The 18051-nt window shown below is 72.2% G+C and carries 20 protein-coding genes; 19 read left to right on the plus strand and 1 reads right to left on the minus strand.

Annotated features, from left to right (window positions below):
* Positions 1-258: 258 nt before the first annotated feature.
* The 17 genes from AC0B61_RS28805 to AC0B61_RS28885 all read left to right on the plus strand — a co-directional run bounded on the left by AC0B61_RS28805 (position 259) and on the right by AC0B61_RS28885 (position 14906).
* Positions 259-837 (plus strand): hypothetical protein, encoded by a 579-nt coding sequence (locus tag AC0B61_RS28805; protein ID WP_030243495.1) that lies wholly within the window; start codon positions 259-261, stop codon positions 835-837.
* Positions 838-1261: 424 nt separating this feature from the next.
* Positions 1262-1690, plus strand: coding sequence for a 30S ribosomal protein S16 (rpsP, locus tag AC0B61_RS28810; RefSeq protein WP_471744092.1), 429 nt, complete (start codon positions 1262-1264; stop codon positions 1688-1690).
* Between the two features lie 2 nt (positions 1691-1692).
* The gene (locus tag AC0B61_RS28815) at positions 1693-1932 is read left to right on the plus strand and encodes an RNA-binding protein (RefSeq protein ID WP_396567185.1); all 240 of its coding nucleotides are present in this window, start codon (positions 1693-1695) and stop codon (positions 1930-1932) included.
* 223 nt (positions 1933-2155) lie between these two features.
* Positions 2156-2728, plus strand: a complete 573-nt coding sequence (gene rimM, locus AC0B61_RS28820; protein WP_471744094.1) for a ribosome maturation factor RimM — start codon at positions 2156-2158, stop codon at positions 2726-2728.
* Between the two features lie 77 nt (positions 2729-2805).
* Positions 2806-3624 (plus strand): tRNA (guanosine(37)-N1)-methyltransferase TrmD, encoded by an 819-nt coding sequence (trmD, locus tag AC0B61_RS28825; protein WP_471744162.1) that lies wholly within the window; start codon positions 2806-2808, stop codon positions 3622-3624.
* A 153-nt stretch (positions 3625-3777) separates the two neighbouring features.
* On the plus strand, positions 3778-4128 hold the full coding sequence (gene rplS, locus AC0B61_RS28830) for a 50S ribosomal protein L19 (RefSeq protein ID WP_030243502.1): 351 nt from the start codon (positions 3778-3780) through the stop codon (positions 4126-4128).
* Positions 4129-4207: 79 nt separating this feature from the next.
* Entirely contained in the window at positions 4208-5107 is a 900-nt protein-coding gene (gene lepB, locus AC0B61_RS28835) for a signal peptidase I (RefSeq protein ID WP_471744096.1), read from the plus strand.
* 145 nt (positions 5108-5252) lie between these two features.
* Entirely contained in the window at positions 5253-6032 is a 780-nt protein-coding gene (lepB, locus tag AC0B61_RS28840) for a signal peptidase I (RefSeq protein ID WP_471744098.1), read from the plus strand.
* A 242-nt stretch (positions 6033-6274) separates the two neighbouring features.
* A complete protein-coding gene (lepB, locus tag AC0B61_RS28845) occupies positions 6275-7279 on the plus strand; it encodes a signal peptidase I (protein ID WP_471744100.1) in 1005 nt (334 codons plus the stop codon).
* A gap of 145 nt (positions 7280-7424) precedes the next feature.
* Positions 7425-8180 carry a signal peptidase I gene (gene lepB / locus AC0B61_RS28850; RefSeq protein WP_471744102.1) on the plus strand — a complete coding sequence of 252 codons (756 nt, stop codon included), beginning with the start codon at positions 7425-7427 and terminating at the stop codon, positions 8178-8180.
* 112 nt (positions 8181-8292) lie between these two features.
* The gene (locus AC0B61_RS28855) at positions 8293-8766 is read left to right on the plus strand and encodes an NUDIX hydrolase (protein ID WP_471744104.1); all 474 of its coding nucleotides are present in this window, start codon (positions 8293-8295) and stop codon (positions 8764-8766) included.
* A gap of 56 nt (positions 8767-8822) precedes the next feature.
* Positions 8823-9149 carry a DUF2469 domain-containing protein gene (locus AC0B61_RS28860; RefSeq protein ID WP_030243512.1) on the plus strand — a complete coding sequence of 109 codons (327 nt, stop codon included), beginning with the start codon at positions 8823-8825 and terminating at the stop codon, positions 9147-9149.
* 168 nt (positions 9150-9317) lie between these two features.
* Positions 9318-9875 carry a YraN family protein gene (locus AC0B61_RS28865; RefSeq protein ID WP_471744106.1) on the plus strand — a complete coding sequence of 186 codons (558 nt, stop codon included), beginning with the start codon at positions 9318-9320 and terminating at the stop codon, positions 9873-9875.
* A 1-nt stretch (position 9876) separates the two neighbouring features.
* Positions 9877-11646: a YifB family Mg chelatase-like AAA ATPase gene (locus tag AC0B61_RS28870; protein WP_471744108.1), complete on the plus strand. Its 1770-nt coding sequence runs from the start codon at positions 9877-9879 to the stop codon at positions 11644-11646.
* Positions 11643-12833, plus strand: coding sequence for a DNA-processing protein DprA (dprA, locus tag AC0B61_RS28875; protein ID WP_471744110.1), 1191 nt, complete (start codon positions 11643-11645; stop codon positions 12831-12833). The genes AC0B61_RS28870 and dprA overlap by 4 nt, the downstream gene beginning before the upstream one ends.
* A 376-nt stretch (positions 12834-13209) precedes the next feature.
* Complete coding sequence (whiG, locus tag AC0B61_RS28880) at positions 13210-14202, plus strand: RNA polymerase sigma factor WhiG (RefSeq protein WP_471744112.1); 993 nt, start codon at positions 13210-13212, stop codon at positions 14200-14202.
* A 119-nt stretch (positions 14203-14321) separates the two neighbouring features.
* Positions 14322-14906, plus strand: a complete 585-nt coding sequence (locus AC0B61_RS28885) for a TetR/AcrR family transcriptional regulator (RefSeq protein ID WP_471744164.1) — start codon at positions 14322-14324, stop codon at positions 14904-14906.
* A gap of 6 nt (positions 14907-14912) precedes the next feature.
* On the opposite strand, the gene AC0B61_RS28890 is transcribed toward AC0B61_RS28885, so the two are convergent.
* Positions 14913-15257 (minus strand): M23 family metallopeptidase, encoded by a 345-nt coding sequence (locus tag AC0B61_RS28890; RefSeq protein WP_471744114.1) that lies wholly within the window; start codon positions 15255-15257, stop codon positions 14913-14915.
* 836 nt (positions 15258-16093) lie between these two features.
* On the opposite strand from AC0B61_RS28890, the gene rpsB reads away from it, so the two are divergent.
* Both rpsB and tsf read left to right on the plus strand, forming a co-directional pair.
* Positions 16094-17008, plus strand: a complete 915-nt coding sequence (rpsB, locus tag AC0B61_RS28895) for a 30S ribosomal protein S2 (RefSeq protein WP_471744116.1) — start codon at positions 16094-16096, stop codon at positions 17006-17008.
* 129 nt (positions 17009-17137) lie between these two features.
* Complete coding sequence (gene tsf / locus AC0B61_RS28900) at positions 17138-17977, plus strand: translation elongation factor Ts (RefSeq protein ID WP_030243525.1); 840 nt, start codon at positions 17138-17140, stop codon at positions 17975-17977.
* Positions 17978-18051 lie beyond the last annotated feature (74 nt).

The following is an 18051-nucleotide window of genomic DNA, read 5'->3' on the forward strand; positions in this document are numbered from 1 at the left end:
GCGGTACGGTGTACGGCCCGTGGCCCTGTCAATCCGACAGGACCACGGGCCGCACGTCCTGGGGGCGACAGCCCGCTCCCGGACGGAATTCCTCAGGCCCGCCGACTCTACGACGGGCCGAACCGGCAGGGGGTTGGTCTTGCGTCAGATCCGGAGCGCGCAATTCGCGCGCGGCCTTGCATTCCTGGGAGTTCCCTGTGAATTCCCGAAGAACGGGAACATGCGGAACATCGGCTCGCACTCCATCGTTGGTCTAGCGTGAGCACGACACAGCCCCTCGTTCTCGCGGCCGAACTGGCCGCCGCCTGGAGTGACATCCAGGCCTACCACCAGGATCTCCCCGACCTGGCCTCGCCCGAGGCCCTGATCGGCGAATCCTCCTCGGCCTGTGGCACGCGGCTCGGTTTCGAGCGGCTCCTCCACGAGGCTGCCCACGGTCTGGCCGCGGCCCGGGACATCCGGGACACCTCGCGGGCCGGCCGCTACCACAACCGGCGCTTCCTGATGCTCGCTTCCGAGCTGGGCCTGGCGCACCCGGTCGAACCGCATGCAAGCAGCGGCTTCTCCCAGGTGACCATGCTCAAGGAGACCCAGGAACGCTACGCCGGCACCATCGAGCGCCTGGATCGCGCCCTCGGCGCGCACCAGGAGGCGGTCACCGGTGACGGCGCGACGCGTGCCTTCCGCGGCCCGGCCGCGCGGCACGGCTCCTCCGGGGGCGGCGTCCGGGTCAAGGCGGTCTGCGGCTGCGGGCGCAACGTCCGGGTCGTACCGTCGGTGCTCGCGCAGGCGTCCATCGTCTGCGGTGCGTGCCAGCAGCCGTTCAAGATCGCGTAAGCGGTCGGCGGCCCGGCCGCTCGGTTGCTCGGCGACTCGGTTGCTCGGCCATCCGGCGGACTGCTGTGCGGGCAGCGGTCCGGCAGTACCGGGAGGATGCGAGCACGTGCGAGCGCGTACGAGCGCGTGCAACGGGCGAGCAGGTGAGGAAATGTGTGCTGTTCGGCGGGACGGTCGTACGGCGCACCAGCGGTGAACACGTGGGTTGGGCCGGGAGCGGGGGCTCCCGGTCGAGCCCTGGTCGGTCCCCGGGCCCGTGTGCGGGCGGTTCGCGCCGGTATGGCAGAATGGACAGCTGAGTACTCGGCAGCCGGGCAAGGACCCCTCTCTCCTACGGCTGGCGTGTCCCTTGAACGGTCCGCCCCGCAACCCCACGCGACGGCGAGCCCGCTCACCCACGTCAACACCAGGAGAACCCACTCCCGTGGCAGTCAAGATCAAGCTGAAGCGTCTCGGCAAGATTCGCTCCCCGCACTACCGCATCGTCATCGCCGACTCGCGCACCAAGCGTGACGGTCGTGCGATCGAGGAGATCGGCATCTACCAGCCGACCTACAACCCCTCGAAGATCGAGGTCGACAGCGACCGCGCCCAGTACTGGCTGTCCGTCGGCGCCCAGCCGACCGAGCCCGTGCTCGCCATCCTCAAGCTGACCGGTGACTGGCAGAAGTTCAAGGGCCTGCCGGCCCCGGCGCCGCTGCTGGTCGCCGAGCCCAAGGTCGAGGACTTCTCGCACCTGTTCGCGAAGGCCGTCGCCGGCTTCGAGGACGCCACCACCGGTGTTGCCATCACCCCGAAGGCCAAGAAGTCGGACAAGGCCGAGGCTGACGCCGACGCCGCCGTCGAGGCCTGAGCGTGATCGAGGACGCCCTCGACCACTTGGTGAAGGGCATCGTCGAGCACCCCGACGAGGTACAGGTGCGCTCGCGCAACCTGCGTCGGGGGAACACCATCGAGGTGCGAGTGCACCCCGATGACCTCGGCAAGGTGATCGGCCGGGGCGGCCGCACGGCGCGCGCTCTGCGCACCGTGGTCGGCGCCCTCGGCGGTCGCAACGTCCGGGTCGACCTGGTCGACGTGGACAACATTCACTGACGCAGCTGCTCGTTCAGCCGTCAGGGCTTGGGGCCGACCGGGACGCATGTCGTCCCGGTCGGCCTTTTCTCGTTCCCCCGCACCACCGCTTCCTCGCACTACCGCTTTGCACTACCGCTTCGCACAGCCCACAGCACCATCCTCAGCACCATCCTTCGCATCACGGCTTCCAATCCCGTCGTGCTTTTCGATTCGGCCCAGGAACTCCAGGAGAACGATCACCGTGCAGCTCGTCGTCGGCAAGATCGGCCGTGCCCACGGCATCAGGGGGGACGTCAGCGTCGAGGTCCGCACCGACGAGCCGGAACTCCGGCTCGGCCCGGGTGCCGTCCTGCTCACCGACCCCGCGTCGACCGGGCCGCTGACCGTCGAGTCCGGTCGGGTGCACAGCGGCCGACTGCTGCTGCGCTTCGTCGGCGTCAAGGACCGCAACGCGGCCGAGGCTCTCCGGGGCACCGTGCTCATCGCCGAGATCGACCCGGAGGAGACGCCCGACGATCCGGAGGAGTACTACGACCACCAGCTGATCGGCCTGGACGTGGTGCTGCTCGACGGCACGCTGGTCGGTGAGCTGACCGAGGTGGTCCACCTGCCGTACCAGGACCTGCTCACGGTGAAGAAGCCCGACGGGACGGAGGTGCTGGTGCCCTTCGTCCGGCAGATCGTGCCGACCATCGACCTGGAGAACCAGCGCGCGGTGATCACCCCGCCGGGCGGGCTGATCGACCCGGACCAGGCCGATGTCGCCGGCACCTCCTCGGCCGACCAGGCCGAGGACCCGGAGGAGTCGGAGTGACCGTCGAGGAGAACGGCGGCGCGCAGGGTGGCGAGGTGCAGGGTGGCGACGCGCCGGGCGGCAGCGTGCAGAGCGGCATGCGGATCGATGTCGTCTCGATCTTCCCCGAGTACCTCGAGCCGCTGAACATCTCGCTGGTCGGCAAGGCGCGCGCCCGCGGGCAGCTGGACGTGCACGTCCACGACCTGCGCGAGTGGACGCACGACGTGCACCGCACGGTGGACGACAGCCCGTACGGCGGCGGCCCCGGCATGGTGATGAAGCCCGAGCCGTGGGGCGAGGCACTGGACGCGGTGGTTGCCGGCGGCCCCGAGGGCGAGCTGCCTACCCTGGTCGTGCCCACCCCCAGCGGGCGCCCCTTCACCCAGGAGCTCGCGCAGGAACTGGCCGGCCGCCCCTGGCTGGCCTTCACCCCCGCGCGCTACGAGGGCATCGACCGCCGGGTGATCGACGAAGCCGCCACCCGCATGCCGGTGGTCGAGGCCTCGATCGGCGACTACGTCCTGGCCGGCGGCGAGGTCGCGGTGCTGGTGATGGTCGAGGCGATCGCCCGGCTGCTGCCCGGGGTGCTCGGCAACGCCGAATCCCACCGCGACGACTCCTTCGCGCCCGGCGCGATGGCCGACCTCCTGGAGGGCCCGGTGTACACCAAGCCCGCCGAGTGGCGCGGCCGGACCGTGCCCGACGTGCTGCTCAGCGGCAACCACGGCCGGATCGCCCGCTGGCGGCGCGAGCAGGCCTTCGCCCGCACCCTGGCGAACCGGCCCGACCTGGTCGAGCGCTGGCAGCACGGCGCCTTCGACAAGAAGGACCGCGAAGCGCTCAGCATCCTCGGCCTGGCCTGGGACGAGCGGCTCGGCCGATTTCGGTCCGCGGCCGGTGGTGTGGAAGAATAGGCGGCTGCTGTCTGTCGCTGGTTCCCTCCCGTAGGGGGCACGTGGACCGGCGCCCCCGCCACGGGGGGATCGCCGCCAGCCGATGCGGCCCGCAGCACACCCCATTGTGACTATTTCCGTGGGCGGCCCGTGGCGCCTGCGATGGAGAGCAACATGAGCAACAAGCTCGCTGCTGTCGACGCGGCCTCGCTGCGTACCGACATCCCGGCCTTCCGTGCCGGTGACACCCTGAAGGTCCACGTCCGGGTCATCGAGGGCAACCGCTCCCGTGTCCAGGTCTTCCAGGGCGTCGTCATCCGTCGTCACGGCGCCGGCGTCGGTGAGACCTTCACCGTTCGCAAGGTCAGCTTCAACGTCGGCGTGGAGCGCACCTTCCCGGTGCACACCCCGGTCGTCGAGAAGATCGAGGTCGTGACCCGCGGTGCGGTTCGCCGCGCCAAGCTGTACTACCTGCGTGACCTCCGCGGCAAGGCCGCGAAGATCAAGGAGAAGCGCGACCGCTGATCCACCGGCCCCCGGCCTCGCCGGGGGATCGGAGCGCTCCCGGGGGGGCCGAACGGCCGCAAGGTAAGCTCACCCCCCGATGAGCACGCACGAACCACCCGCGGACCGCGACGGCAGTCCCGCACCCACCGGTGCGGACTCGCTGTCGCGGTCCGCGGTCGTTTCCGGGGCCGTCCTCCGGGAGGAGCCGGCTGGTACGCCTGCTGCTGCTTCCGACAATTCCACCGAGAGCCCCACCGAGAGCCCCACCGAGGCTCCGGAGCAGGGCGAGGAGCCGGACGACGAGCCGGACGAGGAGTCCGGCCATTCGCGCTCGCGCGATCTGCTGCTGTTGGTGGGAATCTGCCTGGCGGCCCTGCTCCTGGTGAACGCCTTCGTCGCTCGTCCGTTCTCGGTGCCCTCCGGGTCGATGGAGGGCACCCTGCGCCCGGGCGACCGGCTGATCGCGAACCAGCTCGCCTACGCCTTCGGCGGCCATCCCCAGCGGGGCGACGTCGTGGTCTTCGACGGGTCGGGCTCCTTCCTCCCGGAGTCGGTGAAACCGCAGGGGTTCTGGGACGGCCTGCGGTCGTTCGCCCAGGACCTCGGGCTGGCCCCGGCCGGGGACACCGTCTACGTCAAGCGCGTGATCGGCATCGGCGGGGACCGGGTGACCAGTGCCGGCCCGGGCACCCAGATCACCGTCAACGGCGTCCCGGTGGACGAGGCCTCCTACCTGGACCAGGGGGACGACCCGTCGAGCGTGGCCTTCGACGTGGTGGTCCCGGCCGGCGAACTGTGGGTGATGGGCGACCACCGCAGCGCCTCCCGTGACTCCCGCGACCACCTCGGTGAGCCCGGCGGCGGCTTCGTGCCCGAGGAGAAGGTGATCGGCCGGGCGGACTGGGTGGTGTACCCGTTCTCGCGCCTGACCAGCCTGGACCGGCCCGCGGCCTTCGCCGCGACTGCGGGGACGGGCGGTCATGGGGACCAGAGGTAGGGGCAGGCTCGCCGACCGCCCGACCCGGAAACCGGGTGGCGTCGGACCGGCGGACGCCGGGACCGCCGAGGCTCCGGCCGTACGCGGCCGGGCCGAGCGCCGTCGCAGCGCCCGACGCGTGGCCCGGCGGCGCAAGCGGTCACTGGTGCGCGAGATCCCGCTGATCATCCTGGTGGCTCTGTTGGTGGCACTGGTGATGAAGACCTTCCTGGTCCAGGTGTTCGTGATTCCCTCGGGTTCGATGGAGGAGACCATCCAGGTCGGGGACCGGGTGGTGGTGGACAAGTTGACCCCCTGGTTCGGCAGTGAGCCGCAGCGTGGCGACGTGGTGGTGTTCAAGGACCCGGGCGGTTGGCTGGAGCGCGACCACAAGCCCTCCGACGACGGCGCGGTGCTCGGCGCCGCCAAGCGGGTGCTGACCTTCGTCGGGCTCCTGCCGTCCGACAACGAGCAGGACCTGATCAAGCGGGTGATCGGTGTTGGCGGGGACACCGTCGAGTGCTGCGACGCGCAGGGGCGGCTCAGCGTCAACGGCCATCCGGTGGACGAGCCCTACCTCGCGCCCGGCAACCCGCCGTCCCGGCAGCCCTTCAAGGTGAACGTGCCACAGGGGCGGCTCTGGGTCATGGGCGACCACCGGGACGTCTCCGCCGACTCCCGTTTCCACATGGGCAATCCGGGACAGGGCACGATCCCGCTGAGCGGCGTGGTCGGTCGCGCGTTCGTAATCGCCTGGCCGCTGGACCGCTTCCATCAACTCGACGTGCCGGGTTCACTCTCCTCTCTCGCGCAGGCTCCGCGGGCCGGTGGAACTGCCGGGGAATCCGTGGACGTTGGGCCGGTTCCTCGGCAACCCCCGCTCGTTATGGGTGTGTTGGGCATCTTTCCGCTCGTCGTTCGTCGGCGGGGCCGGCCTCCGGAGTGAGCCGCGCCGGCCGCCGACCGGCCGGGCCTCGCGTGTGGAACCGCGAGCCGGATGCCTTGGAGTGATAGAGAAGTGCAGGTGCGGCCGGGAGTGCTCCCGGTCGTCCGTCGAGGCTGTGCCGGTGTCAGGGGAGCCCGCGGTGGGCAACCCTGAGGCGTTCATGGTCATGGCGAGCGTGGTGCCCGCTGTGCGGCACTTTGAGCGCGGGCGCGCGGGCGTCCGCACAGCAGGGAGGAGACGTTGTGGGGGATTTGGCGATCGGTGCCCGCTCGGGCGCCGGAGAGCCCGAGGGCCCGGGCCGGCGGGCGGCCCGGTCCGCCGAGTCCGCGGTGTCCTCGGCCGCGGTCGAGGACACCGCGGCCCAGACGGCGGACGACCACGGCACCGGGGCGGACGACTCCTCGGAACCCTCGCGTTTCGAGTCCGAGCCGGCGGACGGGTCGGAGTCGGAGGCTCCGGCCAAGCCGCGCAAGCAGCGCTCCTTCTGGAAGGAGCTGCCGATCCTGGTCGGCATCGCGCTGATCCTCGCGCTCGTGATCAAGACCTTCTTCGTCCAGGCGTTCTCCATTCCGTCGGAGTCGATGCAGAACACGCTGCAGGTGGGCGACCGCGTCCTGGTGGACAAGCTGACCCCCTGGTTCGGGGCCGAACCCGAGCGCGGTGAGGTCGTGGTGTTCCACGACCCGGGCGGCTGGCTGAACGACGAGCCGACCCAGCAGAGCAGCAACTCCTTCGTGCGCGGTGTGCAGGACGTGCTCAGCTTCGTCGGCCTGATGCCCTCCGCCGATGAGAAGGACCTGATCAAGCGGGTCATCGCCGTCGGCGGGGACACCGTCGAGTGCGAGGGCGTCGGGCCGGTCAAGGTCAACGGCGTCGCACTCGACGAGCCGTACGTCTACCAGGGCAACACCCCTTGCGGTGACCACCCCTTCGGGCCGGTCAAGGTGCCCGACGGCCGGATCTGGGTGATGGGCGACCACCGGGCCGACTCGCTGGACTCCCGCTTCCACATGGACCAGCCGGGCGGTGGCACCGTCCCGGTGGGCAACGTGATCGGACGCGCCTTCGTGGTGGCCTGGCCGGTCGACCACTGGTCGACGCTGTCGGTGCCGGGCACCTTCGACCAGAAGGGCCTGGCGGCGGCCGCGCAGTCGGCGCCCCCCGTGGCCGGTGCGGTGGGAGCCGTCGCCCTGCTTCCGCTGGTGCGTCGGGTCCGGGGCCGGGCGGAGCACCGGAAGGAGTCCTGAGCTCCTCCGGGTTGTCCCCGACCCTTGCGCGGGCCGTGGTACCGACGAGTAATCTGCTCGGACGTGCCACGGCCCGTCGGCTTTTCCGCCGGTGACCCCGGCGTGCCAGTGGTGTTCTCCGGTCGGCCAGAGGTGGACGGTATCGATGAGCAGTGTCGTGGAGCAGGAGGCCGACCGCCCGGTCGCGCCCGCCGGTGAGCGACGCGGGCCCGCCGCGGTGCTGCAGGGCATCGCGCTGGCACTCGGGCTGCTGATGATGATCGGCGGCTTCGCCCTCATCGCGATCGACTACCGGCCGTACGACATCCCCACCCCCTCGATGCACCCGACGCTGCAGGTCGGGGACACCGTGCTGGCCCGGAAGGTCGGCGGCGGTGCCATCGGGCGGGGCGACGTGGTGGTCTTCCGGGACGAGGCCTGGGGCGGGGAGCTCATGGTCAAGCGGGTGGTCGCCGTCGGTGGCGACACCGTGGCCACCAGCGGGGACAACCGCCGGCTGACGGTCAACGGACAGCCGGTGGACGAGCCGTACCTCGCGGCCCAGGGCCGCCAGGGCGAGTCGTTCAGCGTGACGGTGCCGCAGGGCCGGCTGTTCCTCCTCGGCGACAACCGGGTCGGCTCGCTCGACTCCCGGACCCACCTGGAGGTCGACGGCGGCACCGTCCCGGCAGGCGCCGTCGAGGCCAGGGTCGAGGCCACCGTGAAGCCCTTCGGCCGGATGGGCCTGCTCGCCCGTACCGCGGCCTTCGACGGCTTCGCGGGCGCGAGGGCGTCGCAGCCCGGCCCGCTGGAGCCCGCCGCCTACGCCACCGTCGCGGGTGCGGCGCTGATCATCGTGACCTCGGCGGTGGGCGGCGTGGCGGCCCTGGCCCGCCGGATCCGCCGGGGGCGCAGCTCCTGAACGGGGCCGTCGCGGCGCGGGCCGCTCTGGCGAACATCGCCCCGGACGGCGGCGCCGGGTGGCAGGATCGGAAGCGCCACCGATGCGAACGGAAGGAGCGTGGAGCGCCGCCATGACACCACAGCGCCGCCGGGCGGCGCGGATCCTGCTGCTGGACGGGCTGGACCGCATCCTCCTCTTCCTGGGTACCGATCCCGCGGTACCCGGGGAGGCGTGGTGGTTCACGCCCGGGGGCGGCTTGGAGGCCGGGGAGGACGTGCGCGAGGCGGCGGAGCGGGAGCTCGTGGAGGAGACGGGCTTGCGGGGCGTGGACCTGGGGCCCTTGGTGGGGTACGGCACGGTGTCGTTCTCCTTTCGGGGGCAGCGCTACGAACAGGAGCAGTGGTTCCACCTGGCCCGGACCACGGAGACGGGACTGGACCACTCCGGCATGGGCGCGGAGGAACACGCCCAGCTGCTCGCGGCGCGCTGGTGGACGGTCGAGGAACTGAGGGGGACCGCGGAGACGGTCTATCCGGTCGGCTTGGCGGACTTCCTGGAACGGCTGCTGGCCGAGGGCCCGCCGGTGGAACCGGTACGGCTCTGACCGTGGGTGCGGGTGGTCCACAATGGGTGGACGTGACAAGTTGAGGGGACGCCTGGATGAGTGCCGAAGATCTCGAGAAGTACGAGACCGAGATGGAGCTCAAGCTCTACCGGGAGTACCGGGACGTCGTCGGCCTGTTCAAGTACGTGATCGAGACCGAGCGACGGTTCTACCTCACCAACGACTACGAGATGCAGGTGCACTCGGTCCAGGGCGAGGTGTTCTTCGAGGTGTCGATGGCGGATGCGTGGGTCTGGGACATGTACCGGCCGGCCCGGTTCGTCCGAAAGGTCCGGGTGCTGACCTTCAAGGACGTGAACATCGAGGAACTCGCGAAGAGCGATCTGGAGCTGCCCTCGGACGAGTCCGGCTTCGGGAACTGACGTTGAACGACTCCGTGCCGCGTTGTCCAGCCGAATTTGGCGGGACGGGGGCTCCTCACCCCTGCGGGTGACAAAAGTTGTCCACAGGCCCGGGTTATCCACAGGGAACGAGAATTTCCGGGCCCGGCCGAGCGCCTTGGTGCAGCCTCCTCAGCGGAGGTGGTCACCATGCAGCACACCGTCGTGCAGGACCAGGCCGTCCCGGACACGGGCGTACCGAGCGCGGGCGTCCCGAGCACGGCCGCACTCGGGAAGAAGAACACGGCCGCACCCGGGAAGAAGACGCGGGGCGTCCCGGACCGCAGCACCAGGAACGGGCTCGGCCGCTACGGCGAGCGGGTCGCCGCCCGCCACCTCGTGGAGGCCGGGCTCCGCATCCTCGACCGCAACTGGCGCTGCGTGGAGGGCGAGCTGGACATCGTCGCCCTCGACGGCGACACCGTGGCGGTCTGCGAGGTGAAGACCCGCTCCGAACGGGGCTTCCAGCAGCCCAGCGAGGCCATCGACCAGGCCAAGGCCGCCCGGCTGCAACGCCTGGCCGAGCGCTGGCTGGCCGAGCGCTGGCCCGGCCACTTCGCCCGGCTGGCCGGGCCCGACTACGACGCCGGCCCGACGGATCCGCACTGGCCGCCCGCCCCGCCGGGCGGTGTGCGGATCGACCTGGTCGCGGTGGTCAACCGGGCGCGGGGTGCGGCCCTGGTCGACCACCTGCGGGGGGTGGTCTGAGATGGCCTTCGCCCGTACCTGTTCCGTCGCGCTGGTCGGCGTCGACGGCGTGATCGTCGAGGTCCAGGCCGATCTGGAGCCCGGGGTGGCCGCGTTCGCCCTGGTCGGCCTGCCCGACAAGGCGCTCAGCGAGGCCCGGGACCGGGTCCGTGCCGCGGTCGTGAACAGCGGCGAGTCCTGGCCGCAGCGCAAGCTGACGGTCGGCCTCAGCCCCGCCTCGGTGCCCAAGAGCGGCAGCGGCTTCGACCTCGCGGTGGCCTGCGCCGTGCTGGCCGCCGCCGAACGGCTCGACCCCTCCGCCATCGCCGACCTGCTGATCATCGGCGAGCTGGGGCTGGACGGCCGGGTGCGGCCGGTCCGCGGCGTGCTGCCGTCGGTGCTGGCCGCCGCGGACGCCGGATACAAGCGGGTCGTGGTAGCCGAGCAGACCGCGCCCGAGGCCTCGCTCGTCCCCGGGGTGACGGTGATCGGCGTCCGCAGCCTGCGCCAGCTGGTCGCCATCCTGACCGGGGCGCCGCCGCCGGAGGAGCCGCCCGATCCGATCGCCGGCCGGCCGGATCCGCTGATGGCCGGGCTGATGCTGCCCAGCGCGAGCGTGCGGGGCCTTCCCGACGACATGGCTGCCCGCCTCGACATGGCCGACGTGGCCGGCCAGTACGAGGCCCGGCGGGCGTTGGAGATCGCCGCCGCCGGAGGGCACCACCTCTACCTGAAGGGGCCGCCGGGTGCCGGCAAGACCATGCTGGCGGAGCGGCTGCCCGCGCTGCTCCCGCCGTTGACCCAGAAGGAGGCGCTGGAGGTCACCGCCGTCCACTCGGTGGCGGGCCTGCTCCCGGCCGGGCGCCCGCTGATCGCCGTCGCGCCCTACTGCGCCCCGCACCACTCCACCACGATGCCCGCGATCGTCGGCGGCGGCAGCGGCCTGCCGAGACCGGGCGCCGTCTCGCTGGCCCACCGGGGAGTGCTGTTCCTGGACGAGGCCCCGGAGTTCCCCGTCCGGGTGCTCGACGCGCTGCGCCAGCCGCTGGAGGCCGGCGAGGTGGTGATCGCCCGCTCGGCCGGGTCGCTCCGGCTTCCGGCCCGCTTCCTCCTCTGCCTGGCCGCCAACCCCTGTCCCTGCGGCCGGTACTCACGCCGGGGCGAGGGCTGCGAGTGCACCCCGGCGATGGTCAGCCGGTACCAGGGGAGGCTCTCCGGTCCGCTGCTGGACCGCGTCGACCTCCAGGTCCAGGTGGCGCCGGTGACGAGGGTCGAACTCATGGAACGGGACACCACGGCGGAGACCACCGAGACCGTCGCGGCCCGGGTGCTGGCGGCACGGGAACGGGCGGCGGCCAGGCTGGCGAGCACCCCCTGGCGGACCAACGCGGAGGTGCCGGGCCACGAGCTGCGCACCCGCTGGCAGCTGGAGTCCGGCGCGCTCAACGATGTGGCGCGTCAGTTGGAGCGGGGAGTGCTGACCGCCCGCGGCCTGGACCGGGTGCTCCGGGTCGCCTGGACGGTCGCCGACCTGGCCGGCCGCGACCGCCCCGACCAGCGGGACGTGCGGACGGCCCTGGTCCTGCGCACCGGGGTGGAGCACGGGCTGCCGCTGACCGAGCGGGTGTTCGGCCGGCTCGGGGGCCTCCCGGCCCGGCGCACCGGCCCGCCCCGGGATGACCGATCCGGGGATGGCCGACCCGACGACGGCCCGCCCGACGACGGGCCGCCCGGAAACGGCCGGCCCAGCACGGGCAAAGAGTGTTCGGAGAGCGCGGAGGGCTCGGCATGAACCAGTTGTTCAGATACCCCCCGGCCACCTGCTCGACAGGGGCGGTGGGCGACAGCGCGGCAGCGCCCGAACGCGAGCGCCTCGCCCGCGTCATGCTCAGCCGGCTCAGCGAGCCCGGGGACGCGGTGGTGGGCCGCTGGCTCGACCGGCTCCCCGCCGCCGACCTGGTCGAGGCGATCCGGGCCGGCACGGTGCCCGACCACCCCGGGCTGGACTCCGTCCGGCTGGCCGGCTACCAGGCGCGGCTCCCGGGTCTGGATCCGGAGACAGACCTGAAACGGGTACGGCACACCGGTGGACGATTCATCATTCCGGGGGACACGGAATGGCCCAGCCAACTCGACGATCTGGGCGATGGACGCCCGATCGGGCTCTGGGCGGTCGGCACCGGCTCGCTGCGGCTGCTTGCGCTCCGCTCGGTCGCCGTCGTGGGCTCCCGCGCCTGCACGGCCTACGGCGCCCACGTCGCCGGGGAGCTGTCGGCCCAACTGGCCGAGCGCGGCTGGGTGGTGGTCTCCGGGGCCGCCTACGGGATCGACGCGGCCGCCCACCGGGGGGCGCTCGCCGTGGGCGGGATGACCATCGGGGTGCTCGCCTGCGGCGTCGACGTGGCCTACCCGAAGGGGAACGCCGAACTGATCCGGCGGATCGGGGTCCAGGGGCTGCTGATCAGTGAACTCCCGCCCGGCGAACACCCGAACCGCTTCCGCTTCGTCCTCCGCAACCGCGTCATCGCGGCGCTCACCCGGGGCACCGTGGTGGTCGAGGCGGCCGTGCGCAGCGGCGCACTGAGCACGGCCAGACGGGCCCGGGACCTCAACCGCCACACCATGGGCGTGGCCGGTCCGGTGACCTCGGAGCTCTCGGCCGGAGTGCACGCCCTGATCCGCAGCGGCGGTGCCACGCTGGTCACCGACGCGGCCGAGATCGGGGAGCTGATCGGGGCGATCGGGGACGACCTGGCCCCGCAGCGCAGGGGACCGGTGCTGCCGCGCGACCTGCTGGAGCCCCCGGTGGCCCGGGTGCTGGAGGCCGTGCCGGCGACGGCGGAGGGCGCACCGGTCGAGCGACTGGCCCGCCAGTCCGGCCTCCCGCCGGACGAAGTGCTGCAGCGGCTCTACGAGTTGGGCTCGCTCGGCTACGTCGAGCGGCACGGTGCGCACTGGCGCATGGTGCGGAGGAGGTGAGTACCGCAAGGGAGAACGCCTGTGCGCCGGGGGGCGGCGATTCGGGGACGGCTCGGCTGACCTGCTGATCCGGTTCTTCCGCTCGTGTGCGCGGATCCGATGAGTGAACGCCACCGAATCGGGGGACGACCGAGTGGCGGTAGCGCTTTGCAGTGAGTCGGTCACGCTACGCTCCACATGCCTTCCCTATCAGCACATGACTCGGCAGAACGGCGCAGACCCACGCATGCCCACACACATTCCCGGACACAGAGTGACCGGCGGCGCTCGGTCCTCGGGAGGGCCGCGGACCGAGCGGCGCTCCGCGGCCGAGTTCCCGTCCAAGTCGGCGGGGACGAGGGGAGGTCTGTCGCGCCAGGGCGGCCGGCCGACGGTGGTGCCAGGCCAGTCCGCGGACGCGGACCGGAGCACCGAGGAGACGAGCGGCACCGAGGCGGCGCGCGGCGTCGGCGCCCCCGCCCCTGCTGGCGCGCCAGCGCCCGCCGACACGCCCGCGCCCGTACCGGCGGGCGCGCCCGCCGGTGCCGGTGCCGGTCCCGGTGCCGACGGCGGCGGCGGCGCAGCCAGGCCGCCCGACACTGCCCGGTCGCCGGACGCCGCGGTCCAGGGACGCAGCGCGCTCGAAGACCTCTGGCGCTCGTACAAGGGAAGTGGGGACCAGCGCCTGCGCGAGCAACTGATCCTGCACTACTCACCGCTCGTCAAGTACGTGGCGGGACGGGTCGGGGTCGGCCTGCCGTCCAACGTCGAACAGGCGGACTTCGTCTCCTCCGGGGTCTTCGGGCTGATCGACGCGATCGAGAAGTTCGACATCGACCGCGCCATCAAGTTCGAGACCTACGCGATCAGCCGCATCCGCGGCGCGATCATCGACGAGTTGCGAGCCCTGGACTGGATCCCCCGCTCGGTGCGGCAGAAGGCGAAGGCGGTCGAGCGGACGTACGCGACGCTGGAGGCCAGGCTGCGCCGGACGCCCCACGAGCCCGAGGTCGCGGCCGAGATGGGCATCGCGATCGAGGACCTGCACGCCATCTTCAGCCAGCTGTCGCTCGCCAACGTCGTGGCGCTGGACGAACTGCTCCACCCGGTGGGGGAGGGCGGTGACCGGCTGAGCCTGATGGAGACGCTGGAGGACCACGGCGCGGACAACCCGGTCGAGGTGGCCGAGGACCGCGAGCTGCGCAGACTCCTCGCCCAGGCGGTCAACACCCTCCCCGAGCGGGAGAAGACCGTGGTGACGCTCTACTACTACGAGGGGCTCACCCTCGCCGAGATCGGCCAGGTGCTGGGGGTGACGGAGAGCCGGGTGAGCCAGATCCACACCAAGTCGGTCCTCCAGTTGCGGGCCAAGCTCTCGGACGTCCGGTAGCGGGCGGGGGCCCGGGCCGGACCCGCCGGGCGGGTCCGCGCTCCTCCATGCGCGGCGCCGTGTCGGCCGCAGGTGGGGCTCCGTACAGTGGGAGCGTGCCGAAGATCCGAGCGGCCACGGTGGCCGAGCATCGCCAGCTGCAGCGGGCAGCCCTCCTCGATGCTGCCCGCATCCTGCTCACCGAGGGCGCCATGGAGGCCTTGACCTTCCCCGCGCTCGCGGCGCGCACCGGGCTGGCGCGCTCCTCGGTGTACGAGTACTTCCGGTCCCGCGCCGCCGTGGTGGAGGCGCTCTGCGAGGTGGACTTCCCGCTCTGGGCGGCCGAGATCGAGGCCGGGATGGAGAGCTGCGACACCGCTGCCGAGCGGATCGAGGCGTACGTCCGGGGGCAGCTGGCGTTGGCCGCCGACCCGCGCCACCGTGCAGTCGTGGCGATCTCGGCGCTGGAGCTGGACGAGGCCGCGCGCGAGCGGATCCGGGCGGCGCACGGCAGACTGGCCGGTCTGGTCGTTCAGGCGCTGGAGGAGCTGGGCCACGAGCAGCCCCGGCTGGCCGCGGCACTGCTGCAGGGGGTCGTGGAGGCGGCTGTCCGCCGGTCCGAGCGGGTGGCCGCCGGGGCCCGCGCCGGATGCCCGGCCGAGGGGCCCGAGCAGATCGCCGACGCTGCCGTCGCCCTGGCGCTGCACGGACTCGGCCGGGCCTGAGCCGCTCTACTCGCCCCCGCCTCCCAACGGCAGCAGCCGTGCCGTGCCCGCACCGAACAGGGCCAGCGGGTCGAGGTAGCGGCCTCCGCGCAGCAGGCCCCAGTGCACGCAGTCGCCCGCGGCGCAGTGCCGCCCGTCCGCGGCGAGCTGCCCGATCACCTGCCCGGCGGCCACCGCGCTGCCGACCGGGACGGTGCCGGTGACGGGCAGGTAGGTGGTCCGGAGCGCGGGAGTGCCCGAGCCCGGATGGGAGACGGTCACCACGGGGCGGCCCGCGACCAGCCCGGCGAACGTGACCACCCCGGCGGCGGCCGCCCGTACCTCCGTTCCGGGGGCGGCGGCGAGGTCCACGCCCCGGTGCCCGGCGGCCCAGGGTTTCGCCGGCGGATCGAACCGTCCCAGGACTGCCCCGGGCCCGCCCACCGGCCAGGCCCGCGTGCCGCCCCGATCGACACCGCCGCCGGAACCGCCCGAGCCGCCGGAACCGCCCGAGCCACCCGAGCCGCCCGAACCCCCGGAAACCCTCGAACCCCCGGAAGCCCCCGAAGCCGCCGACAGCACGAGCGCCACCCCCACCACCGCGGAGAGCGCCCACCGAATCCCGACCAACCACGCACGAGCAGTCATGCCCGAAGGCTCGCGGCCGCACCGCCCCCGCACCACCCAGATCCGGATTCCTGTGGACAAACCGCCCCCGCGCCCGAGCGCCTTCCCCCCAACGGGTGTACGGACGCGGCCATCCGGTGTACAGGCGGCATACCCGGGCGCGGCGGGGGCAGGCAACCGACCGGCCCGCACCCGCTCTCCGTCCACGGCGGACCAGCCCGTTCCAGCCGTTTCCCAGGCTCTTCCCAGCTCCCCCGCAAGCCCTCGGCCGCACGCGAAGTCGCTCCTCGCTCGGCGCTTCCCGTACACTTCACACGCGACCCGGTCCGCTGGGTCGACTTCGCACGCCCCGCCACCGGTGGTCGGACGCGGTTCGTCCGCAACGTCACCAGGTGCGAGTGCCGCTCGGTCCGCCGAGCCCGTCCGGCCCCATGGCCGCGCGGGTGAAGCAGCTCGGCACGTTCGGGGCGTCAGGCGTGGCTGTCACCTGGCCGCCACGGACAAACCGAGCCTGACCCGGCTGTGGGCGATCGCCGCGACGCGGTGCCGCTGCCGGGCCGTAACACCTGAGGAGCACGGCAATGGCCGTCGTCACGATGCGGGAGCTGCTGGAGAGCGGCGTCCACTTCGGTCACCAGACCCGCCGCTGGAACCCGAAGATGAAGCGCTTCATCATCACGGAGCGCAACGGCATCTACATCATCGACCTCCTGCAGTCGCTGAACTACATCGACCGCGCCTTCGAGTTCATCAAGGAGACCGTTGCCCACGGCGGCAGCGTCCTCTTCGTCGGCACGAAGAAGCAGGCCCAGGAGGCCATCGCCGAGCAGGCCACCCGCGTGGGCATGCCCTACGTGAACCAGCGCTGGCTCGGCGGCATGCTGACCAACTTCTCGACCGTCTACAAGCGCCTGCAGCGCCTCAAGGAGCTCGGCGAGCTGGACTTCTCGGACGTGGCCGGTTCCGGCCTCACCAAGAAGGAGCTCCTGGTCCTCCAGCGCGAGCACGACAAGCTGGAGAAGACCCTCGGCGGTATCCGCGACATGCAGCGCGTTCCCAGCGCCGTCTGGATCGTGGACACCAAGAAGGAGCACATCGCGGTCGGCGAGGCCCGGAAGCTCAACATCCCGGTCGTCGCCATCCTCGACACCAACTGTGACCCCGACGAGGTCGACTACAAGATCCCGGGCAACGACGACGCGATCCGCTCCGTCACCCTGCTGACCCGCGTGATCGCCGACGCCGTGGCCGAGGGCCTGAAGTCCCGCGCCGGTGTCGCCAAGGGCGACACCAAGGCCGAGCCGGGCGCCGACCAGCCGCTGGCCGACTGGGAGAAGGACCTCATCGAGGGCGAGAAGAAGGCCGAGGAGGCCCCCGCCGCCGCCGAGGCCCCGGCCGCTGAGGCCCCCGCCGAGGCTCCGGCCGACGAGGCTGCGGCCGTCGAGGCCCCCGCTGACGAGGCTGCGGCCACCGAGGCTCCGGCCGAGCAGGCCTGACGCACCAAGGGTGAGGGGCAGCCGCCGGTACGAAGCCGGTGGGTGCCCCTCTCTCCCACGCCGGGACCGAACCACCGGTCCCGGCGTCACTCCACGCAGACACGCGAGACGCGAGAAGAGATTCACACCATGGCGAACTTCACCGCCGCGGACGTCAAGAAGCTCCGTGAGCTCACCGGCGCCGGCATGATGGACTGCAAGAAGGCCCTGGACGAGGCCGAGGGCAACGTCGAGAAGGCCGTCGAGCTCCTGCGCATCAAGGGCCAGAAGGGCGTCGCCAAGCGCGAGGGCCGTGACGCCTCCAACGGCGCCGTCGCCGCGCTGATCGCCGAGGACAAGAAGTCCGGCGTGCTGGTCGAGCTGAACTGCGAGACCGACTTCGTCGCCAAGGGTGACAACTTCGTCAAGGTCGCCGACGCGATCGCCGCCCACGTGGCCAAGTCCGCCCCGGCCGACCTGGACGCCGCCCTGGCTTCCGAGATCGAGGCCGGCAAGACCGTCCAGCAGTTCGTGGACGAGGCCAACGCCACCCTGGGCGAGAAGATCGTCTTCCGTCGCTTCGCCCGGTTCGACGGCGAGGGCTTCGTCGCGGTCTACCTCCACAAGACCAGCCCCGACCTGCCGCCGGCCGTCGGCGTCCTGGTCGAGCTGGACAAGGAGAACGCCGAGGTCGCCAAGGACGTCGCGCAGCACATCGCCGCCTTCGCGCCGAAGTACCTGTCCCGCGAGGAGATCCCGGCCGAGGAGCTCGACAACGAGCGCCGCGTCGCCGAGGCCACCGCTCGCGAGGAGGGCAAGCCGGAGGCCGCCCTGCCGAAGATCGTCGAGGGTCGCGTCACCGGCTTCGTGAAGGAGAACTCCGTCCTGGAGCAGGCCTTCGCGAAGGACAACAAGAAGACCGTCGCCAAGGTCCTCGAGGAGAACGGCGTCGCCCTCAAGCGCTTCGCCCGCTTCCGCGTCGGCGCCTGAGCCACGTTCCACCTGGTCCCCGGTCCCTCTAGGCTGGGAACCGCCCCCGCCCGCTGAACGGGGCGGGGAACGCC

Source organism: Kitasatospora sp. NPDC023385 (genome assembly GCF_055664045.1).